Consider the following 25,552-nt stretch of genomic DNA (forward strand, 5'->3'; position numbering starts at 1 on the left):
GGAGGGGAGGAATTGTTTACAAATATTGTATTATTCATAGCGATGGTTGTATTTGTGATAATGTTGTTAGAAACTTGGTTCCCGGACAACGAGAAAATAATGGTGGAACGTTTAGAGGGATTCAAAGTATATAGTGCTTCAGAAAAACAGATTCAAATGAATTTACCGTTATATGAAAGAATTTACAAAAGTATAGAAAATGTATTAATACGTTATTTTGGAGAGCAAATGTCAAAGGGAAAAGGTTTTGCACCTTTGCGATTAAAGCTTTATCAGGCTGGATTAGACATAGACCCTATTCAACATAGAACAAAAAGAATTATTTTGGCTTTGTTATTTGGTGGTTTGTCTATGCTTAGTTACAATTACAGGTTAGTTGTAATTGTAACGGTTATTGGACTTATTTTTCCGGATTATCAATTAAGAAAAAGAATAGATGAAAAAAGGTTTAAAATCAAAGAAGAATTGCCTGATTTTTGTGATTTATTAGCTGCTGTTTTTCCTGGCTGTAATGGTTTTGAAGATGCAGTAAATAAAATTTGTGCTAAATATGATACCATTATTTCAAGAGAATTCCAGAGAGCAATGGATGAAATAAATGCAGGTGTAAGTAAGAAAGAAGCGCTTAGGTCTATGGCTACTCGTTGTGGAATCAGTCAAATTGATACATTGGTGGCGCAAATAATTCAAACTGAAATGCTAGGTACAGAAATGGCAGAGACATTAAAAGTTCAAGCTAAAAAAATGAGAGAGTTAAAAAAACAAAACGCTGAAATTAAAGCTCGTAATGCTAATCTTACACTGCTATTGCCTGCTTTCTTTCTATTAATAAGTATTTTAATTGTTATAGCAGGACCTTCAATTCTGCAATTTATGCAAGTAATGAATGCGTTTTAAAAAGATGTCAATTGATTGACATCTTTTTTTTATGAAAAAACAGTAAAAACTTGATTTCCAATTAAAACATGTTATTAACACTCCAAGAATGAGCTTTGTAGGAAGGAGTGTTAATATGGACAACAATTTTTTTGATGAAGGTTTTTTTGATGAGCTATTTGAAAAAAGGGATAGCAGTAAATCCAAATCAAAAAATAGGCATCATGACCAAGAGCAAGTTAAAATGGTTGATTTTGATGATTTAAGTACATTAGCAGAAAACAAAATTAGGAAACAACAACAAAAAGAATTAAAGGAACTAAAAAATAGAATTTCTTCTCAATTGGCAAATCAAACAACAAACAAAAAGCTGTTTGGGACAACAAACAAAAAAGAAATTGTTTGGTTAGAGAAAACAATTCAAGGTATTATTCAAAATTCTGGAACCGAATTACCTAGAACATTGCAAAAAAAACTTACGAGAGAAATGGTTTTAGAAATTACTAGTTTGGGAAAAATCCATGAATTAGTTACAGATAAAACAATTACTGAAATAATGGTCAATGCACCGGACGAAGTATGGATTGAAAGAGAAGGGCAATTAATTTTAACGGATATAAAGTTTGTTGATGAAGAGGAAGTAAATGAATTAGCTAATAAAATTGCAAATAACGTAGGTAGAAGTGTTAATACAACAAACCCTATTGTAGATGCGCGCTTACCAGATGGAAGTCGTGTACATATTGTACTTCCTCCTATTTCGATGAAAGGTACAACCATAACTATCCGTAAGTTCTTTGAAGAGAAACTAACAGAGAAAGATTTAATTGCATTTAAAAGCATAACACCAGAAGCGGCTCAATTTCTCGAAAAGGCTGTTAAAGCAAAAGCTAATATTATTGTTTCAGGAGGAACGAGCTCAGGGAAAACAACTATATTAAATATTGTTTCTAATTTTGTTCCTGGTGGAGAACGTATTCTTACAATTGAAGATTCAGCCGAACTAAAATTAAGTAATGCACATGTTGTAAAAATGGAAGCGAGAGTTGCGAATGCAGAAGGAAAAGGAGAAATCACTATTCGGGCTTTAGTGAAGGCTGCTCTTCGTATGGCACCAAAACGAATTGTTGTTGGTGAGGTTCGTGATGGAACTGCATTTGACTTATTACAAGCAATGAATACCGGTCATGATGGTTCGATGGCTACCGTTCATGCGAATGACCCAGATGCATGTATTAGTCGTTTGGAAGCATTAGTGTTAATGGCAGGAACAGATATGCCTTCTAGAGCAATTAGAAAAAATATTGCAAATGCTGTAGATATAATTGTGCAAACTACTAAATTAAGTGATGGTTCTCGTAAAATTACACATATTACAGAAGTGACAAATTATGATGAAGAAAAAGATATTGTTAGTACAAAAGATATTTATAAATTCAAAAAAACAGGTGTTGATAAAAACGGAAAGTTTGCTGGAAAAATTGAATTTACAGGACATATTGCGAGTAAATATTTGCAAGATAAATTTGAAATGAACAATTTAAATTTCTATGAAGCGGTTGGTTTAGAAAAACCTGAAGTATATTTTGAATAATCTAAATAAAAAACTTGATTTATTCAGATTTTGGATTATATTGTTAACAGTTAAAAGAAGGAGGGGAAATAAAAATGAAAAAATTATTTACTAAGTTTTTCAAAGAAGAAGATGGTGCGACTATCGTAGAGTATGTAATTATGCTTTCTATAGTAGCTGCAATAGTTTTATTTGCATTTCCAAGTTTACGAAAAAGTATTACAGATTGGATAGCTGGAGCATTCAAGGATACAGGAAAAGGAATAACCGGTGCTCATGAAGACTATATCTGTCCAGATGGAACAAAAACTGCTGATTTAGCTACATGTAAATAAGTCTAATTAATAAATAAAACTATCGTAAAGGGGAGGTTTGAAATGGAAAAAATATTATTTTTTTCCTTGCTCCCAATTCTCATCATTTCGAGCATTTGGGATATTTATAGAAATAAAAAAATCCCAAATGCTCTTATTTTGTTAGGAATAATTTTGGGGTATACCTATTCATTTGTTCATGAGGGTTGGAGAGGATTGTTAATTTCTATATTAACATCTTTAGTGGTGTTGATTCTCGGCGTATTTCTTTTATGGGGGACGATTGCTGCCGGAGATGTAAAGTTATTAATAGTCATAGCTACATATATTGGATTATTGGGTGCTGGAAAAGTGCTATTATGTTCGTTTTTTATTGGGTCGATATTTTTTATACTTTTCAAGTGGAAACGTTTAACGCAATCCTTGAAAATGGTTGTAAATTTTGCATTTTACTTTGTGCCAATACGAATGTATAGCAAAGAGAAAGCCGTTGCATTTTCCCCTTTCATAACAATTGCTTATATTTTAGTAGTATTTATTTGAATTTTATAAGAGAGGAGGAGTTTGAAATGAAAGCCACTAGTAGTGCCTTTAAAAAAATAACTAAATGGAAAATAGGTCAAGCTCGACAAAAGGGTTCTATATTAGTTGAATTCATAATGGCTGTACCAGTCTTCTTTATAATACTTTGGGGAATTTTAAATCTTATGACCTATTTATTAGCTGCATCCCAACTAAACCAAGCAGCATATGAAGGGGCTCGGTCAATATCGAAAGAACTGAGAGGATATGAAGGGAAAGATATAGAATCGCAAGCAGACATGAATAGAATTAAAAAAGAAATTAATTTAGTAGTAAGACAAAATAAATTTCTATTATCCGGTGTACCAGGAAAAGAACCTGTGATTGCTTATACAAAAAGTGAATGCAATAAATTATTTGCACCGAACGATTATAGTACACGAAATAAAAATATTTTTTGTGCATACATAGAAGGATATGATGCGGGTTCAGGAAAGAGTCATCAAAAAGTGGTAGTACAATTAAGAAGTGAATTTCAATTCATAGGTTCGTTTATTAAAAACATGGGAGACTTTATTCAAGTGAATGCGAGTTCGGTTGCGCCAATAGAATTATCAGATAGATTAAAGTATGTTGATTACTAAAGGGGGGAGAAGATGTTTAGAAATTTTGGGAAAGTGTATCGAAACGAAAAAGGTAATTTTACAATTTTTACATTGTTTATTATAGTGGGAATTGTAATATTGGCTGGATTATTTATAAATACTTCAATTACATTTTTAAATATCAATTTTTCTAAAAAAGCATTAGATGAAGCCACAAGAAGTAGAGCTATGGCAGTAGATATCCCTCTTAAAGAAGAGATTGGAGTAATTGAAGTCATACACTCTCCACATACTGGAAGCAGGGGTCTTTATAAAGAAACGGAAAGACCTACTGTTGATTATTTGGGAAAGGATATCCCTTGTAATGGAACAAAAGTATGTGGTGGATATGTTTCCACAGAATATGCAGATGCAGTAAATTATGCGGAAATCTATGCGAAAAATAATATGATTGATTCAGTAAATAACTATATTGGTAATAGTGTAAAAGACCAACCATTAGTATCTATCACACCTAAAAATATCTGTTTTGATGTGCAACCACTACCGAAAGATGAAGATTATGTGGAATTTGCTTGCCCCATAAAGACAAATAGCGGAAAAACCTATACAGTAACAAAAAAAGTGAAGGTCAAAGGGTATAATGACCCTGAACTCCTTAACAATTTTAATGATGACACCTTAACTGGGAACAATACAAAAGTAAGAGTTAATAATGTTGTTTTTGGAGCTGCTGTTATTGAACCTATTGAAAAGTATAGGAGTTATCTGTATAGATTAGGTTTTAAGCCGGATAAAACAGAAACATTTATTTATAGTATTGCATATCCACAAATTGATAGATGTTATGGTGATTTCTGTTAAAAAACGTCGTTTATTAAGGCGTTTTTTTTATTTTTTTAAAATAAATCCAGATTCTGAATTTGGTTGAAATGCAAATTCAGAAAATATATAATGAGAATACCAAAAGAGAGGTGGTTTGTTTAATGGAGATTAGAATTAAAAATCGACCTTTAACATACCATGAAAAAATGAAATTTCATGAAAATCATCAAGAGGTTATGAGAGCATATGAATACTATACAAAAAGAAGATTTATGCGTTTTGATGTAATAGTTTTAGAGGGACTAATTAAGGTGGCGGCTCCTGCCCAAATTATTTCTATTATAAAACAATATAGTGAACATCATAAATACTCAAAAAACTTCACGTTCTTTGGTTATATTGAACCTATTGTAAAGAACCAATTTAGAAACAAACGGGGAGGAAAGAAGCAGTGAGTGATAAAGAGGAAATACGCGGGGAAGTACGAAATATTTTTGATAAAATCTTTAAAACACCTTACCTTATGACAGAAGATGAAGAAGGAGAAGGTTTTGTACAAACTACATGCCCTTATAAGACTTGTGATGGTCGAGGAACACTTACGATATATGTAAATGGATATCGTAAAGCAAAAAATTGTCGTTGTTATGAAGATGAAATTTTGAGACGAAAACTAAAAAACTCTAACTTGGATGATTCGTTATGGAATCAAAAATTAAACCTTTCGAATTTAGAAGGAATCATTCTTCATCCAATCCAGAATCCTCCTGAACGTGAGCTACAATTAACTAAACAAGGTAAACCGAAAGCTGTACAAGAACCTGAAACTCCAGAAGAACATGTATATCGCGCCTATCAGCATATACAAATGCCAAATGGATTAGAAGCTTTTATACATACATACGTAAGAAAAACATTGGAATACATAAACGAAAATCCCATTCAACAGGTAAAAAACTTAATGTTATTAGGTGATACTGGACGTGGAAAAACCTTCACTGCAAGTATGATTGGAAAAGAGTATTTACTAAACAAGAAAAAAGCCTATTTTACTACTATGAAAACACTTGTAGCTGATGTAATGAAAAAAGAGAAAGACATTGAAAGCATTGTTTCTGATGTTGATTTGTTAATTATTGATGAATTAGGTTATGAGTACCATACTGATAGTGGTTGGGCAGTAACGCAAATTAAAGAATTCCTTCGAACTCGCTATAATAAAAAGCTTCCTGTTGTCTGTACCACAAACAAATATCCAATAGAAATTGAGAATTTATATGATAAATCTCTTATGAGTCTATTTCACGGAACATATTTTATGGTGTACGTTGATAACAAACAAGATGGAGATTATCGTTATCAAATCGCAGATAACTCTTTATCTGATTTCGGCTTAGAACTACCACAAGGGCAGCAGGGAGGTAACAACAATGACTAATGTGATAGATAATAATCAAGAGGTTAAGGAACAAAGTGCAGAAGAAATTACAGCTGCTGTATCGAATGTCCCACCTTTAAGTGTTAGTGAACAAATGAAGATTTATGAAAAAAAGGTTATCGCTTCTATTCTTCATAACAAAGAAGTAAAACAATATGTATTGGATAACAATATCGATTATCGTTTCTTTCCGGTTTATGAAAAAATAATGAAAATCTTTAATTCACTAGCGAATGGTACAGTGGAACCTAGTATAGAATTGGTTGTAACACAACTGAATCTCTCTACTGAACGTGAAAAAGAAATGTTGCTCGATATGTTGGAAGAATTAAAGAATTACATAATCGACTTAGAAGAAGTAAAAGTTTATTTGCAAATGCTGAAAAAACAATACAAAATTCGACGCTATTATTCTTTTGCATTAGACCTTCAAGAAATGGTTGAAAAAGAGAAAATTAACCCGTTAAATTCAGAATTTGATGAATTAGATAAAGAAATTGATTTTCGTTTTTCTAAACTATTAGAAGAATATTCAAAGTCGGACCGAATTGATATGGGTGCGTCCCAGGGTTATGAAATGCTCGTGGAAGATATGAATGATAGTTTGCATTCTGAAAGTAAGCAAGTAGTAACAACGGGTTACGAAGAAATTGACCGCATATATAATGGTGGAAACTTGAAAGGTACATATACTATCATTGCAGCAAGACCGGCAATGGGTAAGACGGTCTTTATGTTAAATGAAGCGATTGAAGCTGCAAAAGCAGGTACTAAGTGTATTTTTATCTCTATTGAGATGAACCAAATCCAATGTTTCCAACGTATAATTGCAAAAATTGCTGGAATTGATTCTGGGAAGTTACAACAACCAAAAGAAATGACTCCAGAAGATTGGAAAAGACTTCGCCAAGCTGCTACGGATATTGTGGAATTATTGGATGGAAAGCTGTGGATTATCGAAGTAACAGAACTAAACAATCAACGTATGCGTCGTATTATTCAAGAGTATAAGAAAAAGTATACGATAGATTCAGTATATGTAGACTATGTACAAATTATGAGTACAGATAAAGGTAATAAACCTGAACTTGAGAGTGAGTACGCAAATATCTCTGAAGGTATTCGTAAAGTTGCAAAATCTGAAAATGTTTCTATTACGGTAGGAAGTCAGTTAAGTCGTGGTATCGAAAGTCGTGAAGATAAACGACCAAAAATGAGTGATTTACGTAACTCAGGTGCATTCGAGCAAGATGCTGCTCGTGTAATTGGATTATATAGAGATGAATACTATTATCCAGAAACTACAGAAGAACCAGGAATTTTAGAATATATCATTCTAAAAAATCGTTTTGGTTCATCAAACACCAAGGTGAAGTTTAAATATAATATTCACCAACAAGATATTTTCCCTAGTGCAGCATAGTGTTTTATAAAAATATGATTTTTTACATGTTATGAAAAAATCAATAATAAGGAGAAAAAATATGGAGTTTAATAAAGAGTTACGAATGGAGATTATGGATGGGATGCTTAGTTATAATAATGTACCATCTCTAATGGAAACTTATAATATTGAAAAAGAAGCGGCTATAACTATGGTTCAAACGTCGAGAAAATTGGTAGGTCTTCCTATTGATGAAGATTGACTATGAATCTAATTGTATATAAACATAGGAGTTACGTTCAGTTGGTTTCTATGAAGTTAAAAAAGCGCCTTTATTAAGGTGCTTTTTTACATACTTTTAATTTCTTAAATCAATATTAAGGTAATTAAAGGCGTCTCCTAATGTCAAAAATTCTCCTGGTTCTTCGTTGCCGTTAATGAATACCCTGAATACTCGTTCTTCAATATCAAATAATCCTATTTCATCTTTGTGATATTTCATTTTAACAATAATATTCTCATTGTTCTTTTTGAAGGCATAACCAAAATGATGGGTATTGGATGGACAATAAACTATTTCTTGTTCTTCAAAGAAAAATGGTAGATTATCCATTTCGGGAGCTTCCAAGTAAATTTTAAAATTTACTTTTTCTACAGAACATTCAAGTAATGAAGCAATTTTTGTAGATAGGTAGGCACCTTTTTGGATTAAATCTGTTTTGATAGTAGTGTCAAAAGCAAAACTCATTGAAATTCCTCCTTGGCAATGCTGTATTTGTATGTATTATATCATAGTTACAAATTATTCCATGTTTTAAGATTAAAAATATTAAAAGTAGGTTTCGATGGACTTTTTCATAAATTATTATATGATAGAGACTGTAAACATTTTTTATTAACAGGAGTGTGTGTAAATTTTATGGTTGGTCTGAGGATGTTCTTTGTAGGTTTACTTATTTTAGCGACTGCCTTTTTCGTAGCAGCAGAATTTGCTTTTTTAAGGGTGAGAAGCAGTAAGATAGACCAGTTAATCCTTGAAGGAAACAAAAGAGCTTTGATGGTTCAGAAAGTACAGTCAAACTTAGATGGTTATTTATCTGCATGTCAATTAGGAATTACGGTTACAGCATTGGGATTAGGTTGGTTAGGTGAGCCTACTATGGCGCTAATATTGGACCCATTATTAAAACATTTTGGGTTATCAGGTGCTTTGTCTCATACGTTGTCAATCATTTTTGCGTTTTCATTTATTACATTCTTACATGTAGTAGCAGGAGAATTAGCGCCTAAGACATTAGCGATTCAAAAAGCAGAGAAAATCAGTTTACTTTTGGCGGCACCAATGATTGGATTTTATCGCATTATGTACCCATTTATTTGGGCATTGAACAGTTCATCTTCTTGGGTAATTGGATTATTTGGTTTAAAACCTACTAATGAACATGAAGAAGTGCATTCAGAAGAGGAATTAAGGATTATTCTTTCTGAAAGTTACCAAAGTGGTGAAATAAACCAAGCTGAATACAAATATGTAAATAGAATCTTTAATTTTGATGAATTATTAGCAAGAGAAATAATGGTTCCTCGCGTTGATATGAAAGTTATTGATGTGAATGACGATTTAGAAAAAATTATTAAGACAATAGGAGTGGAACAATATACAAGATATCCAGTCATAAATAATGACAAGGATGAAGTAATTGGGATGCTTCATGTAAAAGAATTATTCTTCCATTATGTGAAAAATAAAAATTTGGATTTAAAGAAAGTAATTCGTCCAGTTTTAACAGTTCAGGAAACCATTCCGGTAAAAGATTTGTTAAAGAAAATGCAGATTAAACGTATTCCTTTTGCTCTTTTAAAAGATGAGTATGGAGGTACTTCTGGATTAGTAACCATCGAAGATATATTAGAAGAAATCGTTGGGGAAATTCGTGATGAATTTGATAATGAAGAAAAACCTGAAGTGGTAATACATAATGAAACAGAAATAACGGTAGCGAATAATGTATTGATTTCACAAGTAAATGACCTGTTACACGTTTCTATAAACAATGAAGAAGTAGATACAATCGGTGGTTGGTTATATGTTCATAATTCAGGATTGTCGGTAAATAATAAATATGAATTTGAAAATATAACATTTACCGTTATAGAAAAAAGTAAGAATCGATATGAACGCATACGTATTAAGGTAGTTCATGAAGAATAGTTAAAAAATAAGAACAAGTAACCAAAAGTTACTTGTTCTTATTTTATTTACGTGTTAGTTGGAAATAATGAAAAGAGGTTATTTTAACAACAGAAATGAAATACCTATATACTTGAAAGAAAAAAAGTAATTTTCAAAGTAAACAAGGAGTGGATAAAATGAATAAAAAACATATCTTAATTGCGTCATTCGTAATGGTTAGTGTTACGTTTTCTGGTTGTTCTAAACAACAAAAAGATGCTTCCGAAAAAACAGAACAAACGCCTACTAAACAAGCTACAAAGGTATCGCAAGGAATAGTTGCTGGGAAAATTGAACCAAGTTTGAAAACATTAAAAAATGGTGGCTATAATTTTGAATATACATTGAAAAATCAAACCGAAAAGGTGAAAGAATTTACTTTCTCCAGTGGACAAAAAATTGATTACATTTTAAAAGATGAGAATGGAAATAAAATAAAACAATTCTCTGAAGGTATGATGTTTACGCAAGCCATAGAAAAAGTAAGTTTGGTGCAGGGGGAAGAAAAGGTGTTCGGCATTATAGAATTAGGAAACTTGAAAAAAGGGACATATCAGTTAGAAGTATGGTTAACAGCTCAAGGAAATGACGATTTTAAAATAGTTAAAACAATTAATGTGGATTAGTATTATAAAATAGAATAAAACATCTATTAAAGATAAAAAATTAAGGGAATCTTTTCAGAAATACCTTGTTTTAATTCAGAATATCATGTACGATAAAGATAGTTATTTTTGTACGTTATAATTCCAAAAAGAAGATAGTCTTCTATGGATTTTGAATCTTAAAGAATGTGTAACGCAAGAATAGTAATATAAATTGGATAATATCCACACAGGGGGAAAAGAGCATGTTAGAAGGTAAAGTAAAATGGTTTAATGCAGAAAAAGGTTTCGGTTTTATCGAAGTAGAAGGTCATGAAGATGTATTCGTTCACTTCTCTGCTATCCAAGGTGACGGTTTTAAATCATTAGAAGAAGGTCAAACAGTTACATTTGAAATCGTTGAAGGCGCTCGTGGAGCACAAGCAGCAAACGTTCAAAAGTAATAATATAAGGACTCCCCATAACAGGGAGTCTTTTTTTGTTGTCTTTTAATATATAAAGAAAAATATAAGTTCAATTCCTTTTTTGTTTTGATTCACCATTCATTAGGTTTTTCTATAATTTTTTTTAATATATATAATATTGTAAGGAAGCCATAGAGAAAATGAAAAAGTTAAAGGGATGAGTTAACCTAATAATGATATGGAAGGGAATTAAAACTTATGTTGACGCAAATAAGAGGGCAATATCTACAGTTAAATAGAAAAACAGCAGAAAAAGAACTAGAAGAACTGTTTAGAGAGATGTTTATTCAAAAATATCAATTCAATCTTCAATTCTCGATTAAAATAGAAGAAGTTATTGAAATTTTATCAACCAATATAGCTATTCATATACCTTATAATAATGAGTCCGTTCGCAAGGAGTGGGAACAGATTTGGGATTCCTTAATGGAAGATTATTATGATAAATTTGACCATGAAGTGTATGGATTTGAAATTGGTTTCGAAGAACTTAAATATGAATTACCAAAAATCTTGCTTGAAGAGATAACAGGTCTAAGATTTGAAAATATTAAAAGAGAAGACGAATACGTTAATATAGAGTTTATTTAGATAAATAATATTAAAAAGAACAAGTCATCGATGACTTGTTCTTTTTTGTAAACTTGGTTTGCTATGTAAAAATAAAATACTTCTTATTCAATAATGTGGTGGGAACAAGAGAAATCTAACAGCTTTCACCGCCTTTTGTAAGGCTACGGGTCTATCCCTTTCGGGCATCAGGGTCACTGGTTTATTTCTCGCCTAATCTAGCCCCTTGTTCAGCTCCCACTTGGGTATTATATCAAAAAAAGATAAAGAATTTTAGAAAATAACATTTATTATTTTGTTTCTTCATTATTTTTCAAACCAAAATAAAACAAATGAGCCTTCTCCAACATGTGCAGAAATAACAGGGCTTAAATCACCAATTTCAACTTGGATTGAACTATTAATGTCTAATACTTTCTCTTTGAATTCATTGGCTTTATTAATATGATTTGCATGACATATAGATACACCATATACGTTTTTAGAATCACAAGATTCTTTAAATATTTCTAAAATACGTTTTTCTGCTTTTTTTAAAGTTCTAACCTTTTCATAAGGAACCAATGAACCATCATCGAATCCTAAGATTGGTTTGATTTGAAGTAAATTTCCTAAAAGTAAGCCTAATCCAGAAACGCGACCACCTTTATTTAATTGTTCTAGACTTCCAACTATAGCGTAACCTTTCACTGTAGATGCCATAGTGTTCAAGTGATTTGTGATTTCATCTATTGTTTTACCTTCGTTTTCAAGGCGGATTCCTTCAAGCATCATGAATTCTAGTGCTTTTGCACCAATCTTTGAATCAATATGGACCATTGGGAATTCCGCCATCTCAGCTGCCATAATGGATGTATTAAATGTTCCGCTTACTTTAGAAGTAACATGAATGGCAATGCCCATTTCGTATTCTTCTTTCAATTTTGTATATAATTCTACAAACTCACCAATGGCAGGCTGACTGGTGGTTGGTGATTTATCACTTTTATTTAATAGGTCATAAAATTCGTCATATGTTAAGTCCTCACCATCTCTATATTGTTTGTTATCAAAAATAATAGAAAGGGGAACGATATGGATACCATATCGTTCAGACAGTTCGGGTGAAATACAAGAAACACTATCAGTAATCCATGCTATTTTCTTTTTTGTCATATTAATTTCCTCCAGGTAATGAAAAGGCAATGAGAATACGAAATGTATGTAAGTATTCTATTCTACTTTTCACTTTTAATTTGTTTAATTAGTTCTTTGTTCATAGAAAAAGTAACATCAATTACTGCTTCTTTTTCATCTTCGTTCTTTTCTACAATAAATCCAGCTAATTCTTTTTGTTCTAAAATATTTCTGAATTTCTTTTCATCTAATCCGCCTTGAACAACAGGATTATAGATAAATACTTGGTCATGTGTTGAACCTAAACGCTGTACACGCCCATTCCTTTGGTCATACTTAGAAAATGAATCTGGTAGTGTATAATTCATAAGGTGTTTTCCTGACTGTAAATTAACCCCATAATTTCCAGCATCAGTCATAATTATGACACGTGCATTATCATAGTTTTGGAAAAACCAAGCTGATTTTGTTCTTGAATTGCACTCTTTTAAAAAGGGGCAATTAATGCAGTCTAGTTTTCCAGATTCTTCTCCAGCTTTCTCAATTGCATTTTTCCATTTACAACCTTTAGGCGTTTCGCCTGTGTACATCATAATTCCAAAGTCCATTGGTTTTTGTGAATTTTTCTCTTTTGCAAGTTTCTTTGAAATTTCGGTTATCTCGCGTCTTAGGATTTGTGTCATACGCTCAAAGCGAGAAAAAATAACTATCTTTTGGTCCGTATCTCGCATAATTTCTTCTACTTTATCTAGTGACCATTTCAGTTTAGGTGGTGTACTGAATGCTTTGTTGTTTCCTAAACGTTTCATAGCTAATTGTTTAGCCCAAGGGGATTTACTCATTAAAAGTAGCTCCGGATGGTCGCATACTTCTAGCATGTAAAGAAGAATTTCATTCGTTTTATTATCAATTTTTTCTGCGTCTTCTGGTGTTTTAATCTTTTTCTTTTGTTCTTCTAAGGCTAACAGTTCCTTCTTTAAATCGTTGTATAATGCTTTTTGTTCCGGGCTCCAATCTAATACGGTACATGAAGCATGACCAACCATCTTCGGAAGTTCATCTGATACATCGTCTGTTGTTCTTCGTAACATATAAGGTGCAACCAATTGACGTAGTATCCCTATGTTTTTAACGCCTACGACCATTTTCTCTCGATTCCATTTCGTAAAAGGATTCCAACTAATAATCAAAAATCTATCTTCAAACAATTTTCTTCTAGTTTCAAAGTCTATGCTTTCGTGTGAAAAGATATTAGGAGAAATATAATCCATTAATTGAAAGATATTTTGAAGGTCTTTTTCAATAGGTGTACCTGTCATAAGAAGGCGATATTCAGGCTGTATATGACGTATAGCTATACTTGTTAGAGTATCCGGATTTTTCATTCTATGAGATTCATCGATGACTACCATGTCGTAATCATTTTCAAGTATGTATTTTAAATCTATATAATCTCCTTTTTCTTGCTTCGTTTTTTGTCTTTTCTTTTTATCAGTCTTTTTACTTGTTGCGTCATCGTCTGATGGTTGTGCTTTTTCTCTTTGTATTAATAATTCGTAATTAATTACAGTGTAAAAGGGCTGTTCCTCTTTAACTTTTTCGTACAATTTAAGTCTCTTTTTCTTAGTTCCTTCTATAATAACTGCTTTTTCTTTGGTGAATTTTTGTATCTCTTGTCCCCATTGCATTTTTAAAGTGGCAGGACAAATTACTAAACACTTTTTAACTTTTCCCATTTGTTTTAAATAACCACTTATCGCTAAAGCTTCAATTGTTTTTCCTAGACCCATTGTATCTGCTAATAATCCGCCATATATTTGAGCTCTTTTTCCTTTTGGAGTAACTGCCCAAGCTACTGCAACCTTTTGGAAATCATAAGGATTAATTGTCATATAGGGAGTTTCAATGTTAGAAGGGATACGAGATAAAACATCTTCAAGTGTTTCTTCTGTCACTTCTAGTTGTTGTTTATCTTCGTTCATTTCTTCGGGGCTTTTCCAAAGAATTTTTCCATGTAGGAGTTTATTTAATTCCTTTATTTGGCTGGCGGGAACAACCCATTTATATTCTACGATTTCTCCATATACGGCACCATCAATTTGATTAAGTGCATAGGATATTTGAGGTTCATGGATAAAGTCCAAAATAAAATAATTCTCTTCTTTATTAAACAAAATTTGAATTTCGGAATCAGATTGAGTTAATGTAAGTTCCATGATGATACAGGTAAACCCCGTAATCCCCCTTTCAAAAGGTTAAATTTAGTTATCCGTAATGTGTATATAATCAATGTATAATGTGTATTGAATCGTTATAGATTGCTTATATAAAACGTTTATACTTTTATATTTGATAATAGAAAAATGCTTGCATTTTTACTTAGTATTTAAAAAAAATATGGAATTTCCTTAGATGCTTAAAGGTTTTATAAGGTTTCATTGTAAATAAAAAGCAAAATATAATTGATGTTTTAATGGGGGAATTAAAGTGAAAAAGGTGGTAAAAAGATTAAAAAAACCATTGATTGGGGTTATGTCCCTAGTTGTGTTGGCAACAGCACCGTCTGCTGCTTTAGCAGAAAAGGCAGACACTCATGCTAAGAAAAAAGTAAAAGCAGCAGAAGTTGTTAAAAAACCTGAATTACCTATAGAATCAGGGGCAGCTTTTTTGTATGATATGAATTTGAAAAAAGTCATATATGAAAAAAATGCTGATGATGTTATAAAAACTGCAAGTTTAGCGAAAGTTATGACTTTATTTCTAGCAAGTGACGCTTTAGCTTCTGGAGAAGTAAAAGAGAACGATAAAGTCCTAGTTAGTGAGAAATCTTGGAAAACTGGCGGAAGTAGGATGTTTCTTGAAGTTGGAAGAGAAGTTCCTTTTGGAGAAGCTTTTAAAGGGGTTGCAGTTGTTAGTGGTAATGATGCTGCGGTAGCAATTGCTGAACATTTAGCTGGTTCTACGGATGAATTCGTAAAGAGAATGAATGAAAAAGCTAAAAAATTAAAAATGACACATACACATTTCCGTTCGGTAAATGGTCTACCTGATGGGGACGAAGATGATACTTCAACGCCAAGAGACTTAGGGAATATGACTATTAAGTATTTAACAAAATATCCAGGTAACTTAAAGATACATAGCTTACAAGAATTTTCTTTTGATACAGGTAGAGGCGTTATTACTCAAAAAAATAGAAATCCTTTGTTAGGTGAATACAAAGGTGCTGATGGTTTAAAAACGGGTTGGATTGATGAGCATTATAATTTAATTGGAACAGCGGAAAAAGGCGGAGTACGATTAGTTTTCGTAACCATGAAGGGCGCAAACGAAAAAATTAGAGCAAAAGATGCTAAAACTTTATTGGATTATGGATTTAATCAATACAAAAAATATGTATTAAACAAAAAAGGAGAAAAAGTTGCAACCTTACCTGTTTATAAGGCTAGTGAAGATAAAAAAGCAGAGGTTGTAATGAAAAATGATGATGAAGTTGTTATTCATAGCTCTCAATTAAAAGGGAAAAAAACGGTAAAAGAAAAATTAGTTCTACCTGATTATATTAACGCTGGAAAAGGTATGAAAGCAGGAGAGGTAATAGGTAAAAAACAATATTTCATTGGAAAGAAACTTATACATGAATCCGACATTGTGTTAAAAGAAGGTATAGAAAAAGGGAATTGGTGGCAAAAAGCACTAGACTCTATTCTCTTATCAGGAATGTGGATAGTAGGTCTTTTTAAATAATGATAATAGGAGAAGGTGATAATACGATTGCGTGTTATCACCTTTTTCGTTTGTTTTCTTGAGTCCAATCTTTGATTATGTTAAAATCTGCGAAACTTCCAAGGAGGTGAAATATAAAGGTTGAAAAGGTTAAATTTAAAAAATAAATTAATATATATATCTTTTTACTTAACAGTTTCTTATGTGTTTATTTTCTCCCTACTATTTAATTTCTTTAATTTTAAAGAAAAACCGGATGCAACTATAGGACTTGGCTTTATATTATTGTTATTTGTGAATATTTTATTTGTATTATTCATAAATGATTTAGTAATTAAAGATATCGATAAATTAAAAGACAAATTGCATAAAGTAGGAAAGGGGAAAATGAATGAGGTGTTCGACACAAAAAGAAAAGATGAAATTGGTGAAATTTTTTCTGAAGTAGAAAAGATTATGAAAAACCACTTAGAAATGATAGAAAAGGTAAAAAATAATTCGGACACAATTGATGAATCCTCTAAAAATGTTAAATTATTAATTATTGAAAACAAAGATATTATCGAACAATTATCTAAAAACATTGATGTTGTAAGAATAGGGACAAATGACCAAATTAGAGGGATAGAGGAGATAGAAGTCTCTATTGAAGAAATGGTTATGGGTATTAATCGCATTAACACTACTGTTGTTGAAGTATCTAATAACGCTGGGCAGTCAGTTAATGAAGCATTAAAAGGAAATAACGCATTAGAAAAGGTAGTTATACAAATGGATGATATTCGTAAAAACTCTGAAAAATCAATGACTACCATTACAGTTTTAGGAGACCAGATTAAAGAAATTCAAAAAATTGTAGATGTTATCCGTTCCATATCTTCTCGTACAAACCTACTGGCTTTAAATGCAACGATAGAAGCTGAAAGAGCAGGAGAAAATGGTGAAGGTTTTATAGTTGTTGCTGAAGAAATTAAGGACCTAGCTGTGAAATCTACAGAATCTACTGTTCAAATTGAAAAAATAGCAAGAAATATTATGGAGAGAAAAGAAAAAGCAATTGAAATTATTGAAAAGAGCGGAAAAGAAATTAGACAAGGAATCAATGTTGTAAATGAAGCAAGTCAGGCTTTCCATAGAATTTTAGCTTCAACAAACGATATAGGGAATCAATTAAATGAACTTTCGTCTTCTTCTGAACAATTAAGTAGCAATACTCATCAAATTGTACAAAGTATAGAAAAAACAAGTTCGATTTCTAAAGGTTTTGCTAAAAATACATCTAGACTGGAAAGCTTTGTTGAACAGCAAGGTAAGACTGTTGAAAATTTATTGAATTCTATTGATTCATTAGATGAAAATAACGAGGAAATAGGGGAGTTTTTAGAAAAACTCAATAAGTAAATGAAAAGGAGTCGAAGTGGCTCCTTTTGTTAAGAAGTTAAAAATGCACTTATAAATTGCAGGAGGTAAATTGGTAATGAAATTTGGTGCTAGGACTTTTAAAACAGGATTTGCAGTTGTGTTGGCTATCTATATAGCAGAGTTGTTTCACTTATCACCAGTTATTTATGCAGCTGTAGCAGCCAGTTTAACAATCATGCCTTCATTATACCGTTCGTGGAAGCATGTAGTTGAACAAGTCAAAGCTAATTTTATAGGAGCAACAATTGCATTAATTGCATTGCTTGTAGTAGATGATTATAAGCCGTGGATGATAGGACTTGTAATTGTCTTAGCGATTTCTATTAACATTAGATTAGGATTTGAAAAGAGTATTGGACTTGTTGTTTTAACTATAATAGCTATTTTAGAATCTCCACACGCAGATGTTTGGTTTGTGTTAAATCGATTTTTATTGATTCTCATCGGAATTGTTTCATCTGTTTTTGTAAATGCAGTATTTATTCCACCTAACTATGAAAAGAAATTATTAGATAGAATAAAGAAAACAAATGAAATGTCTACAAAATTTCTGAAAATGATTATGATAGGTGATATTGAGGAAAAAGCACATAAAGAAGAACGAGACAAACTTCGAGAAGATATTGAGAAAACGAAAGAATTATACGTATTATTTAAAGAAGATTTTAATAATAAGATAAGAAAACCGAAATACACAAATGCGAGGAAATTAGCTGTTTTGAGAAAATTAGTTAGTAATTTGGATAATATCTATTTATTAATTGAAACAATTGAAAATCATTATTTTCATAAATCTAGTTTATTCCCTGATGAAATGAGAAAAAATATAGAGAATCATTTGTATGAATTATTAGATTACAAAGAGAAAATATTGCTAAAATTAGATAGAAAAATTAAAAGTCCAAAGAAACATCAAATGGACGATAGTTTATTTTCAAATACATCTATCTTGATGAATCAAATCATAGAATTTTATAGAGTAGAAGAAATAACGAAATGGCACCATGCTTTTCCTATTGTGTCTTCGTTGATTGAAATTACTCATGAATTAAACGACCTAGAACAATTAATAGATAGTTTAAATTCAAAACACGTAGAAGATTAAGGTCGTCAATTCCATGTGAATTAGCTTTCAAGATAAGACCTTTGATACACAATACATAATAAAAAGGTTCCTACATAGTTAATTATGTAGGAACCTTTTGCGTTAAATGACAAAGTGAAGAGTATTAGTTAATTTTCTGTTTCTTTGAATCAATAATATCAAGGTTATCAGCATCAAATAATAATACTTCACGGTATTTCCTTTTAATACGTTGGATGGTATTATCAACTTCTTTAGCGCTACTAATCCCTAATTCTTCCATGATTTCAGGGTATTTTTTCTTTTCTACATAAAGTTTGTATACCGCCATTTCTTTTTCACTTAAAACTTCTTCTAAATGGTCTTTTTGCAGTTTTTGAGTTTCTCTTAAAATGAATATTTCTTCTGGGTCAAGATGGTCTAAACTAGAGCGGTCTAGAACTTCATCTTTGAAACCTATAATGTCCATCATCGTTAAATTATCATTGTCAGGGAGAGCTTTATCAAAACTGTACATTTCATTTAGAGGTTTATTTTTCAATCTTGTCGCTTTTTTAATTGCTGTAATTAAATGTCTTCTAATTACAACCTTCGCAAAGTTTTCGAAAGAACCATGCTCTGATTTATAATCTCTAATTGCTTTGTATAGACCTGTATAGCCCTCTTGAACTAAGTCTTCGCGTTCTCCGCCTTGAATATATAGATTGTTACGGTTAATGATTCCGTGAACCATTCCACCATATTTTTTTATAATATAGTTATAAGCAAATCCGGAGATGATTTTATTTCCGTTTTTAGCTATTTCTATAACTTCTGCTATATGTTTTTTTTCAAAATCGAACAAGTTTTCATTCCCCCTTTTACTTTTGTTTTTCATTTAAATCAAAAAAACCTTTTATCACTTCTAGCAAGAGCCTTCGGTACAAAGTGATAGGTGGGGTAGGGGATGAAAATATAAAAATAGCGGATATTTTAAGTATCCGCTATTTAATGGTTGAATTAACCTTTTGCAATAATATATTTGAAATTGCCTTTAAGTTCGTATGTTGTATTTGCAGGAACTTCGGCTAATGTTTCTTCTCTTAAAACATGGATTTTCCCATCAATTACTAGATTTCCCATTCCATTTAATACAAAGATTAAAGTAGAATCATTTCCTGATTTAGAAATTGTATTTTCTTCTTTTCTATTTTCAAGTACCTTAGCTTCGTCGCTGCTTTCAACAAGAGCGTAACGTAATTGTCCGTCCATTTTAAAAGATTGACCAGCAGGAACGCGAACTTCGACATCTTCTAGTAGGGTTGCGACCGTTTTATCTTCAGGTGTGTAAATAGCAGTACCGATTCCTCTTAAAACATAAGCGAAACGATTTTTATTATTTACACCATCGAAAGCTTCATATCCACCAACTACAGTATGGATTGAAAACTTGGTATTTTCTGTTTCTAAATGATAAGCTTCTAAATATCCAGCTTTGCTTGGATTTTTCATAGTAGGTTTTGCATATAACATTTTTCTTGCACCTCTTTGGTATATTTTTTTGAATCAATTACTGATTCTTTCTAAGGATTCATGTTGACTTTGTACTTCCCTTTTAAAAATAAAAAAGAAGCTAAGCTTTTATGCTTAGCCACTTACATCAGGAAGAGTATCGAATTCCATTCTTTCACGAATAGAATTAATAATTTCTTCTCTTGGAACACATATAGAAGCTCGGCTTCTACGTTTAACTAATTCTGGATTTGCTTCTGGTGAAGCTTTAACAGGAGGGAACGTTGTAGCAGAGAATGGGTCACTTTGAATACCTGCTTTTGTAATTACCCTCATAACGACTTCTCCCATCCCTAAGGATGATAAGTCATTTGCTTTAAATCCTAGTTTAATATCTGGGTCCCAATAAACCTTTTCATAGAACTGGGCATCGGTTTTCCCAACCCTAAATGTAATAGTGGTACCACAGTTATTAAAAATCGCTTCAAGTAGAAAATTACTTCCTGATTGTCTTAATTGTTCAACAAACTGATGGGCAATTCACATTGTTAACTTAAGAGCTTTTTATCTCTTAATTCTTATGTTTTTTCAATTCACATAAGGTCAGCATACTTTTTTACCATATCCATTCGGACTTAGGTAGTAAGGACTCTTGGAAACAATATATTCTGTCAATAAGACAGGTTCAGTTTCTATGCGTTACGGTGCTAGAGATTTTTTAATTTCTCTAGTTACCTCGGAATTGGCATTTCAGCTTTCTCCGATTTTCCTCACTCATAATCTAATAAGTTTCCTTACTAGACGGCAATTGATTTTACCAACCCAAGTTTGTATTTACGTGCTTCTGAAAGTATTTCAGCAAAGGATTTTGCGCCTGAGGCATCTCCAATGAAATTCTGAAATTCATCTACATATAAATATGTAGGAACACGTTGTGCTTGTGGAATATTTCATTTGTACCCTAGTTTTCACTATATTTGTATAGGGATTAGACTGTACCATTAGGTTGATTATAAACCTACTCTTCGGCAGTCGTTGAGGGGATTCCATATTTATTCAACTTAGGAATCAGCCCTGCGGATTGTCTCCATGTATTCTTCATTTTTAGATAGACTTATAGTTTCCCGTAAATCTTACTAGAAGAATCTTTAGAAGAGATTCCCGCATATTCAGAGTTTGCAAATAGATGTCACCATCTACTGGGGCAATCATTCACCCGTTGCATGGCTGCAATTTGGATTTTTGAGATTAGCATCGCACCTAATAAAGCGCTATTCTGGAAGCCCATATCCCCCCTGGAGAAACGAGCTAAGATAACTGCTCCAGAGTTAATTGCATCTGCAATATTTAATGTTGATTTCTTCTGACAAATAATATTAGCTACGATACCATTCGCGATAAAACGACGTAATTTATTCAAAGGAGCATTTAGGTTCTGTGTTTGGAAGCGAGTGTCACCCGCTAATGCTGGGAATGTTTTTGTCCAGTAATCTCTAACGATAGGGTCCTTAACGTAAGGTGTAACTCTATCTCGATAATCACTAGATGTTAACATTAAACACATTTCCATTAACCCTCCGCCTTCTGGGTGGTCTAGTATAGCACTGCATGACATCCTGAAGAGGTCATCTGTATTCGCACCTATACTTGCTTCCCCGAAGACCCTTTGCATGATTGTGATGTAAGCATCAATAACTAAAACCTTTTCTAACTCTCGTTTAAGAGGGTCAGGAGTTGTAATTTCTAAAAGGTTCATTCCGAACGGATAAGCTATATCTGAAGGGTCTAATATATAGATATCGTCACGTTTGGATGAAACCTTGGAAATAATTTCATCTACCAATTCACCGTGGGGGTCTATTCAACTGTGTTAACCTATTTGTTTTTTATCAAATAGTTCTACATCTTGAGTTTGATGCAGTTCAGCATATATTTTTACCATATCTGTTTAGTAGACTTAGGTAGCGAAGACTCGTGGGAACGTTATATTCTATCAAAGTGATAGGTTCAGTTCCTATGCGTTACGGTACTAAAGGTATTTTACATTCTTTAGTTACCTCGGAATTAGCATCTCAGCCTTTTCCGATTTTCCTCACTCATAATTCCATAGATTTCTCTATCGAACGGCAATTTTACTTACCACGACCCCGTTGCCGGATTCTATATCATTTACTAACATGTTCTCAAGAAGGGTGGATTTCATTTTGTTAACCCATTTGTTTTTTATCAAATGGCTCTAAATCTTGTTATTCGATTTAGTTCAGCATACTTTTTTACCATATCCATAAGGACTTAGGTAGCGGAGACTCGTGGAAACATTTTTGCTCTCTTAGCGCTCAGTTTCTATGCGTTACAAAGACTTGTGATACAAGCCCTCTCGGAATTAACATCTCAGCCTTTTCCGATTTTCCCCACTCATAATCTAATAAGTTTCCCTACTAGACGGCAAATCTATTACCAACACCCGTCATTCCCGTTACGTAAATGTGACGCATCCTAGCTTTTTCATCAAGTCCAATTGGTGTTCTTCCATCACGAAACTCTGCTACTGCAAATGAATTTTCATCGGATAGATTAATAGGAGCTTCTTGTTTTTTACTTAAAATCTTCTTCAATCCAGGTGTTTTCATGTTTTTATTAGGTAAATGAGCTAACCCAGCTAATTCCAATGTTGAAACAACATCATCATTATTTAAAAATTGAAGATGACGATTTCTCATACGAGATAAAGTTCTTTTTTTATTTATAATGAATTCTTTTTGTAGTCCATTATAAGGACCTTCAAAGTCATTAAACGAAGCAATCATATTTCTAACTCGCATTTGTGCTTCTTGTTTATCATAAGGAGTCGCAACCAAGATTCTTATTTGGAAACTGAAAGGAGGGCGTTTTGTTTTTTCACCCATTTCTTTTTGACGGTCTCCATCTAGTGAAGTCTTTGTATGCTTGGCATCTTTAAATTCTGGTTTTCTAAAGAAAATACCACTAATAATTTCATCAATTACAAAGAAAATAGTTCCTAAGAATCCAGAAAAGAAATTCGTCCATTCTGGCAAATGACTAGGTTTTCTTCCTGATTTTTCAAATCTTGTTAGTACACGTTCAGCTTTTTTCCTCCAACGGAAAGACATAGGACGAGCAACTAGTTGAACAATTGCAACTTCGCGATTATCCAAATCAGTCATTGCTGCTGTTACTGAGGATAGAGGGTCAACATCAAAATCTGTAAAAGTTTTGAGGCTAAAGGCACTATGTTCAGCTAAACCTAACTCAGCTGTTTCAATGCTGAGAAGTCCTCCGTTATCAATAAGCATTTCATCAGCTGGTATATAATCTTTCTTTAAAACCTTTATTTCCGCAGCTGGATAAATAGATAATACACGTTGTACTACGAACTTTTTATATTCTTCAGGAACCCAAATATTAAAGGTTATATTTTTTTGTTTGGTTTTCATTGTATTTTCAGATTTAATTTCAAAACTGAAAAATGGTTGAGATTTAAATATTCTCTTATGCCAAGGTAAATATAAACCGTGAAAAGATGTCCATAATTGCTCAATTGCAAATGGATTTTGTTCACTATCTTTCTCTAAACTAATTTCTAAAATAACGCCTGTTTTAGCTTCTTTTTTCATTAAGTAATTTTTATAAAATAAAAAACCTATATAAAAAATTGTATATAGAACAAGCAATACGGCTAGTATAACTACAACATCTTGAGTGCCTTGCGTTGCTCCACTTAAATTTTTATTCATATTTTCACCTCTCTTCAAAAAACTAGGTATTCACTAAACTTGGAAATATTTATTTTTTCTTTCCAAATAAAGAAAATTTGTTGCCGCCTCTATCATCAGAACCTTTTTTTGATTTTAAAGGTTTAAATAGCCCTGGGTGTATGAGGTTAGCTGTTTTGAAGAATGTTGTATAAGATTCATCAGTTGGTTGTTTTAGAATAGGAGAACCAGCCATAATACTTGCGTGAATTTGATTGCTTTCTTTGAAGACATTAACTGTTTTGTTCCCATCAATAATGGCATCTAGATTGTGTGTGAATTTATCGTAATGTTCTTCAGTAGCTCGATTCAATATTGGATATAATTTCTTTTTCTGAATTAAGTTCGGAACAAATTCGCCGTATTCAGGGTCAAACATATTTCTTACTGCAAATAATGCTCCAGGCGATTCGTTTACGTGAAGTAATACTTTAGTCGCCTTTCTTAAAATATAGATAGAAATAGGGTGCTGGAATCCAGAATCCATATCTATTAAGATTGTTGAGAAATTCATGGATTGAGCAATCTCTAGAATTTCTGCTAATAATCGAATATAAAACTCCGGCTCTTTTTCTGCACTTCTTAAAATTCTACCTGGTAATATTTTTAGATTTTGATAAACCGGATGTGTGATGAGATAATATTCAAGAACTTTATTATTTAAAACAAACTCCTCATCATCATCCATATCATCAATAAGTGCTCCTAAATTCTTATCGCCATCTTGAAATCCGTAATGTAAGTGACTTACGGGATTCTTAATACTAAAATCTAATAACAATACTTTTAAATCTGGATTAGCAGCTAGGAAAAGAGCTGTATTTGTTGCTGAAAAGGTTTTACCAGATTGGTCTAACACGGACCAGAAAGCAACAATTTCTTGATATAAAGAATCTTTGTTCGTTACTGCCGGTTTAATACGGGTGTAATCAACTCTTTCAATTCTATCAACTTCTTCAGGTTTTACGTTTGGCTTTTCATATTCGTTGATAAAAGGGTCAAGGTTCCCGATTTCTACAGAAATCTCTTCCCAAGATTTCGGACTAAAAAAGGCATTTCGCATTTCTTCTTCAGAAAATTTTTCATTCAAAATATCGAAGACATTGTATTTATAAAGGAAAGCTTTAAATTCAGGTGACATCTTTCTTCCTATATAAATGATACGTGCTTTTGCATGTCGAGCACGAAGCAATAGAATGAGTTCAGTCATTTCTGTTACACCCTCTAATTCATCACTTAAAATCACAACATCAGCATCACTTCTTGCAAGGGTTCCTTCAACTGCTTCGCGGAAAAGTGGCTTTCCTACTATTTCGATGTCCTTTTCGAATCTTTGTTCAATTTGCTTGTTAAGTCTGAGAACGCCCGTAGCTAAGATAACTTTCATGTATCCACCCCACTTTAAAAATAAAAAATATTTCTCACCTTATATAGCAGAAATATCGATAAGTCAATTTTTTCTCAAATACTTTTAATGGTAGATTTGCGTTTGAAAAATAAAAAAAGATGCTAATAAATTAGCATCTTATAG

General features: G+C 32.2%; 26 protein-coding genes. 17 read left to right on the forward strand and 9 right to left on the reverse strand.

The window, feature by feature from the left end:
- The first annotated feature begins 12 nt into the window (after positions 1 to 12).
- From PDL00_RS01755 to PDL00_RS01800, 10 genes are all read left to right on the forward strand, one after another.
- A complete protein-coding gene (locus PDL00_RS01755; protein WP_270725773.1) occupies positions 13 to 897 on the forward strand; it encodes a type II secretion system F family protein in 885 nt (294 codons plus the stop codon).
- A 115-nt stretch (positions 898 to 1,012) separates the two neighbouring features.
- Positions 1,013 to 2,470, forward strand: coding sequence for a CpaF family protein (locus PDL00_RS01760; RefSeq protein WP_270725775.1), 1,458 nt, complete (start codon positions 1,013 to 1,015; stop codon positions 2,468 to 2,470).
- A 74-nt stretch (positions 2,471 to 2,544) separates the two neighbouring features.
- Positions 2,545 to 2,784 carry a Flp family type IVb pilin gene (locus PDL00_RS01765; protein WP_270725778.1) on the forward strand — a complete coding sequence of 80 codons (240 nt, stop codon included), beginning with the start codon at positions 2,545 to 2,547 and terminating at the stop codon, positions 2,782 to 2,784.
- A 42-nt stretch (positions 2,785 to 2,826) separates the two neighbouring features.
- Positions 2,827 to 3,306 carry a prepilin peptidase gene (locus PDL00_RS01770; RefSeq protein WP_270725780.1) on the forward strand — a complete coding sequence of 160 codons (480 nt, stop codon included), beginning with the start codon at positions 2,827 to 2,829 and terminating at the stop codon, positions 3,304 to 3,306.
- A gap of 26 nt (positions 3,307 to 3,332) precedes the next feature.
- Positions 3,333 to 3,929, forward strand: coding sequence for a TadE/TadG family type IV pilus assembly protein (locus PDL00_RS01775; protein WP_270725782.1), 597 nt, complete (start codon positions 3,333 to 3,335; stop codon positions 3,927 to 3,929).
- Positions 3,930 to 3,941: 12 nt separating this feature from the next.
- Complete coding sequence (locus tag PDL00_RS01780; RefSeq protein ID WP_270725785.1) at positions 3,942 to 4,754, forward strand: hypothetical protein; 813 nt, start codon at positions 3,942 to 3,944, stop codon at positions 4,752 to 4,754.
- A 122-nt stretch (positions 4,755 to 4,876) separates the two neighbouring features.
- Entirely contained in the window at positions 4,877 to 5,170 is a 294-nt protein-coding gene (locus PDL00_RS01785) for a hypothetical protein (protein WP_270725787.1), read from the forward strand.
- Complete coding sequence (locus tag PDL00_RS01790) at positions 5,167 to 6,153, forward strand: ATP-binding protein (protein WP_270725789.1); 987 nt, start codon at positions 5,167 to 5,169, stop codon at positions 6,151 to 6,153. Before PDL00_RS01785 ends, PDL00_RS01790 begins: the two co-directional genes overlap by 4 nt.
- Positions 6,146 to 7,576: a replicative DNA helicase gene (locus PDL00_RS01795; protein WP_098007204.1), complete on the forward strand. Its 1,431-nt coding sequence runs from the start codon at positions 6,146 to 6,148 to the stop codon at positions 7,574 to 7,576. The genes PDL00_RS01790 and PDL00_RS01795 overlap by 8 nt, the downstream gene beginning before the upstream one ends.
- 61 nt (positions 7,577 to 7,637) lie before the next feature.
- Positions 7,638 to 7,799: a hypothetical protein gene (locus tag PDL00_RS01800; protein WP_270725792.1), complete on the forward strand. Its 162-nt coding sequence runs from the start codon at positions 7,638 to 7,640 to the stop codon at positions 7,797 to 7,799.
- 96 nt (positions 7,800 to 7,895) lie between these two features.
- Here the strand turns inward: PDL00_RS01800 and PDL00_RS01805 are convergent, their stop codons facing one another.
- Positions 7,896 to 8,285 carry a hypothetical protein gene (locus PDL00_RS01805; protein ID WP_270725794.1) on the reverse strand — a complete coding sequence of 130 codons (390 nt, stop codon included), beginning with the start codon at positions 8,283 to 8,285 and terminating at the stop codon, positions 7,896 to 7,898.
- Between the two features lie 171 nt (positions 8,286 to 8,456).
- Here PDL00_RS01805 and PDL00_RS01810 point away from each other — a divergent pair, with 171 nt between their 5' ends.
- From PDL00_RS01810 to PDL00_RS01825, 4 genes are all read left to right on the forward strand, one after another.
- A complete protein-coding gene (locus PDL00_RS01810) occupies positions 8,457 to 9,749 on the forward strand; it encodes a hemolysin family protein (RefSeq protein WP_098007209.1) in 1,293 nt (430 codons plus the stop codon).
- Between the two features lie 158 nt (positions 9,750 to 9,907).
- Positions 9,908 to 10,396 (forward strand): BsuPI-related putative proteinase inhibitor, encoded by a 489-nt coding sequence (locus tag PDL00_RS01815; RefSeq protein WP_270725797.1) that lies wholly within the window; start codon positions 9,908 to 9,910, stop codon positions 10,394 to 10,396.
- A 224-nt stretch (positions 10,397 to 10,620) separates the two neighbouring features.
- Positions 10,621 to 10,818 (forward strand): cold-shock protein, encoded by a 198-nt coding sequence (locus tag PDL00_RS01820; RefSeq protein WP_270725799.1) that lies wholly within the window; start codon positions 10,621 to 10,623, stop codon positions 10,816 to 10,818.
- Positions 10,819 to 11,037: 219 nt separating this feature from the next.
- Positions 11,038 to 11,430 (forward strand): hypothetical protein, encoded by a 393-nt coding sequence (locus tag PDL00_RS01825; RefSeq protein WP_270725801.1) that lies wholly within the window; start codon positions 11,038 to 11,040, stop codon positions 11,428 to 11,430.
- A 285-nt stretch (positions 11,431 to 11,715) separates the two neighbouring features.
- Here the strand turns inward: PDL00_RS01825 and PDL00_RS01830 are convergent, their stop codons facing one another.
- Positions 11,716 to 12,564, reverse strand: a complete 849-nt coding sequence (locus tag PDL00_RS01830) for a DegV family protein (RefSeq protein WP_270725803.1) — start codon at positions 12,562 to 12,564, stop codon at positions 11,716 to 11,718.
- Between the two features lie 62 nt (positions 12,565 to 12,626).
- Positions 12,627 to 14,741 carry a DEAD/DEAH box helicase gene (locus tag PDL00_RS01835; RefSeq protein ID WP_270725805.1) on the reverse strand — a complete coding sequence of 705 codons (2,115 nt, stop codon included), beginning with the start codon at positions 14,739 to 14,741 and terminating at the stop codon, positions 12,627 to 12,629.
- Positions 14,742 to 15,012: 271 nt separating this feature from the next.
- On the opposite strand from PDL00_RS01835, the gene PDL00_RS01840 reads away from it, so the two are divergent.
- The 3 genes from PDL00_RS01840 (at position 15,013) to PDL00_RS01850 (ending at position 18,778) form a co-directional block, all read left to right on the forward strand.
- A complete protein-coding gene (locus PDL00_RS01840) occupies positions 15,013 to 16,272 on the forward strand; it encodes a D-alanyl-D-alanine carboxypeptidase family protein (RefSeq protein ID WP_270725808.1) in 1,260 nt (419 codons plus the stop codon).
- Between the two features lie 120 nt (positions 16,273 to 16,392).
- Entirely contained in the window at positions 16,393 to 17,652 is a 1,260-nt protein-coding gene (locus PDL00_RS01845; protein ID WP_270725809.1) for a methyl-accepting chemotaxis protein, read from the forward strand.
- 76 nt (positions 17,653 to 17,728) lie between these two features.
- Positions 17,729 to 18,778: an FUSC family protein gene (locus PDL00_RS01850; RefSeq protein ID WP_270725812.1), complete on the forward strand. Its 1,050-nt coding sequence runs from the start codon at positions 17,729 to 17,731 to the stop codon at positions 18,776 to 18,778.
- Between the two features lie 124 nt (positions 18,779 to 18,902).
- Here the strand turns inward: PDL00_RS01850 and PDL00_RS01855 are convergent, their stop codons facing one another.
- The 6 genes from PDL00_RS01855 to PDL00_RS01880 form a co-directional block, all read right to left on the reverse strand.
- Positions 18,903 to 19,601 (reverse strand): sigma-70 family RNA polymerase sigma factor, encoded by a 699-nt coding sequence (locus PDL00_RS01855; RefSeq protein WP_170953058.1) that lies wholly within the window; start codon positions 19,599 to 19,601, stop codon positions 18,903 to 18,905.
- A 155-nt stretch (positions 19,602 to 19,756) separates the two neighbouring features.
- A complete protein-coding gene (locus tag PDL00_RS01860; RefSeq protein ID WP_098006540.1) occupies positions 19,757 to 20,269 on the reverse strand; it encodes a hypothetical protein in 513 nt (170 codons plus the stop codon).
- 114 nt (positions 20,270 to 20,383) lie between these two features.
- Positions 20,384 to 20,584 carry a hypothetical protein gene (locus PDL00_RS01865; RefSeq protein WP_098006538.1) on the reverse strand — a complete coding sequence of 67 codons (201 nt, stop codon included), beginning with the start codon at positions 20,582 to 20,584 and terminating at the stop codon, positions 20,384 to 20,386.
- Positions 20,585 to 21,437: 853 nt separating this feature from the next.
- Positions 21,438 to 22,004: a hypothetical protein gene (locus tag PDL00_RS01870; protein ID WP_270725814.1), complete on the reverse strand. Its 567-nt coding sequence runs from the start codon at positions 22,002 to 22,004 to the stop codon at positions 21,438 to 21,440.
- A 682-nt stretch (positions 22,005 to 22,686) separates the two neighbouring features.
- Positions 22,687 to 24,003, reverse strand: a complete 1,317-nt coding sequence (locus PDL00_RS01875; RefSeq protein ID WP_270725815.1) for a hypothetical protein — start codon at positions 24,001 to 24,003, stop codon at positions 22,687 to 22,689.
- 49 nt (positions 24,004 to 24,052) lie between these two features.
- The gene (locus PDL00_RS01880; RefSeq protein WP_098006532.1) at positions 24,053 to 25,408 is read right to left on the reverse strand and encodes a hypothetical protein; all 1,356 of its coding nucleotides are present in this window, start codon (positions 25,406 to 25,408) and stop codon (positions 24,053 to 24,055) included.
- Positions 25,409 to 25,552 lie beyond the last annotated feature (144 nt).

Source organism: Bacillus cereus group sp. TH152-1LC, assembly GCF_027710505.1.
GTDB lineage: Bacteria > Bacillota > Bacilli > Bacillales > Bacillaceae_G > Bacillus_A > Bacillus_A mobilis.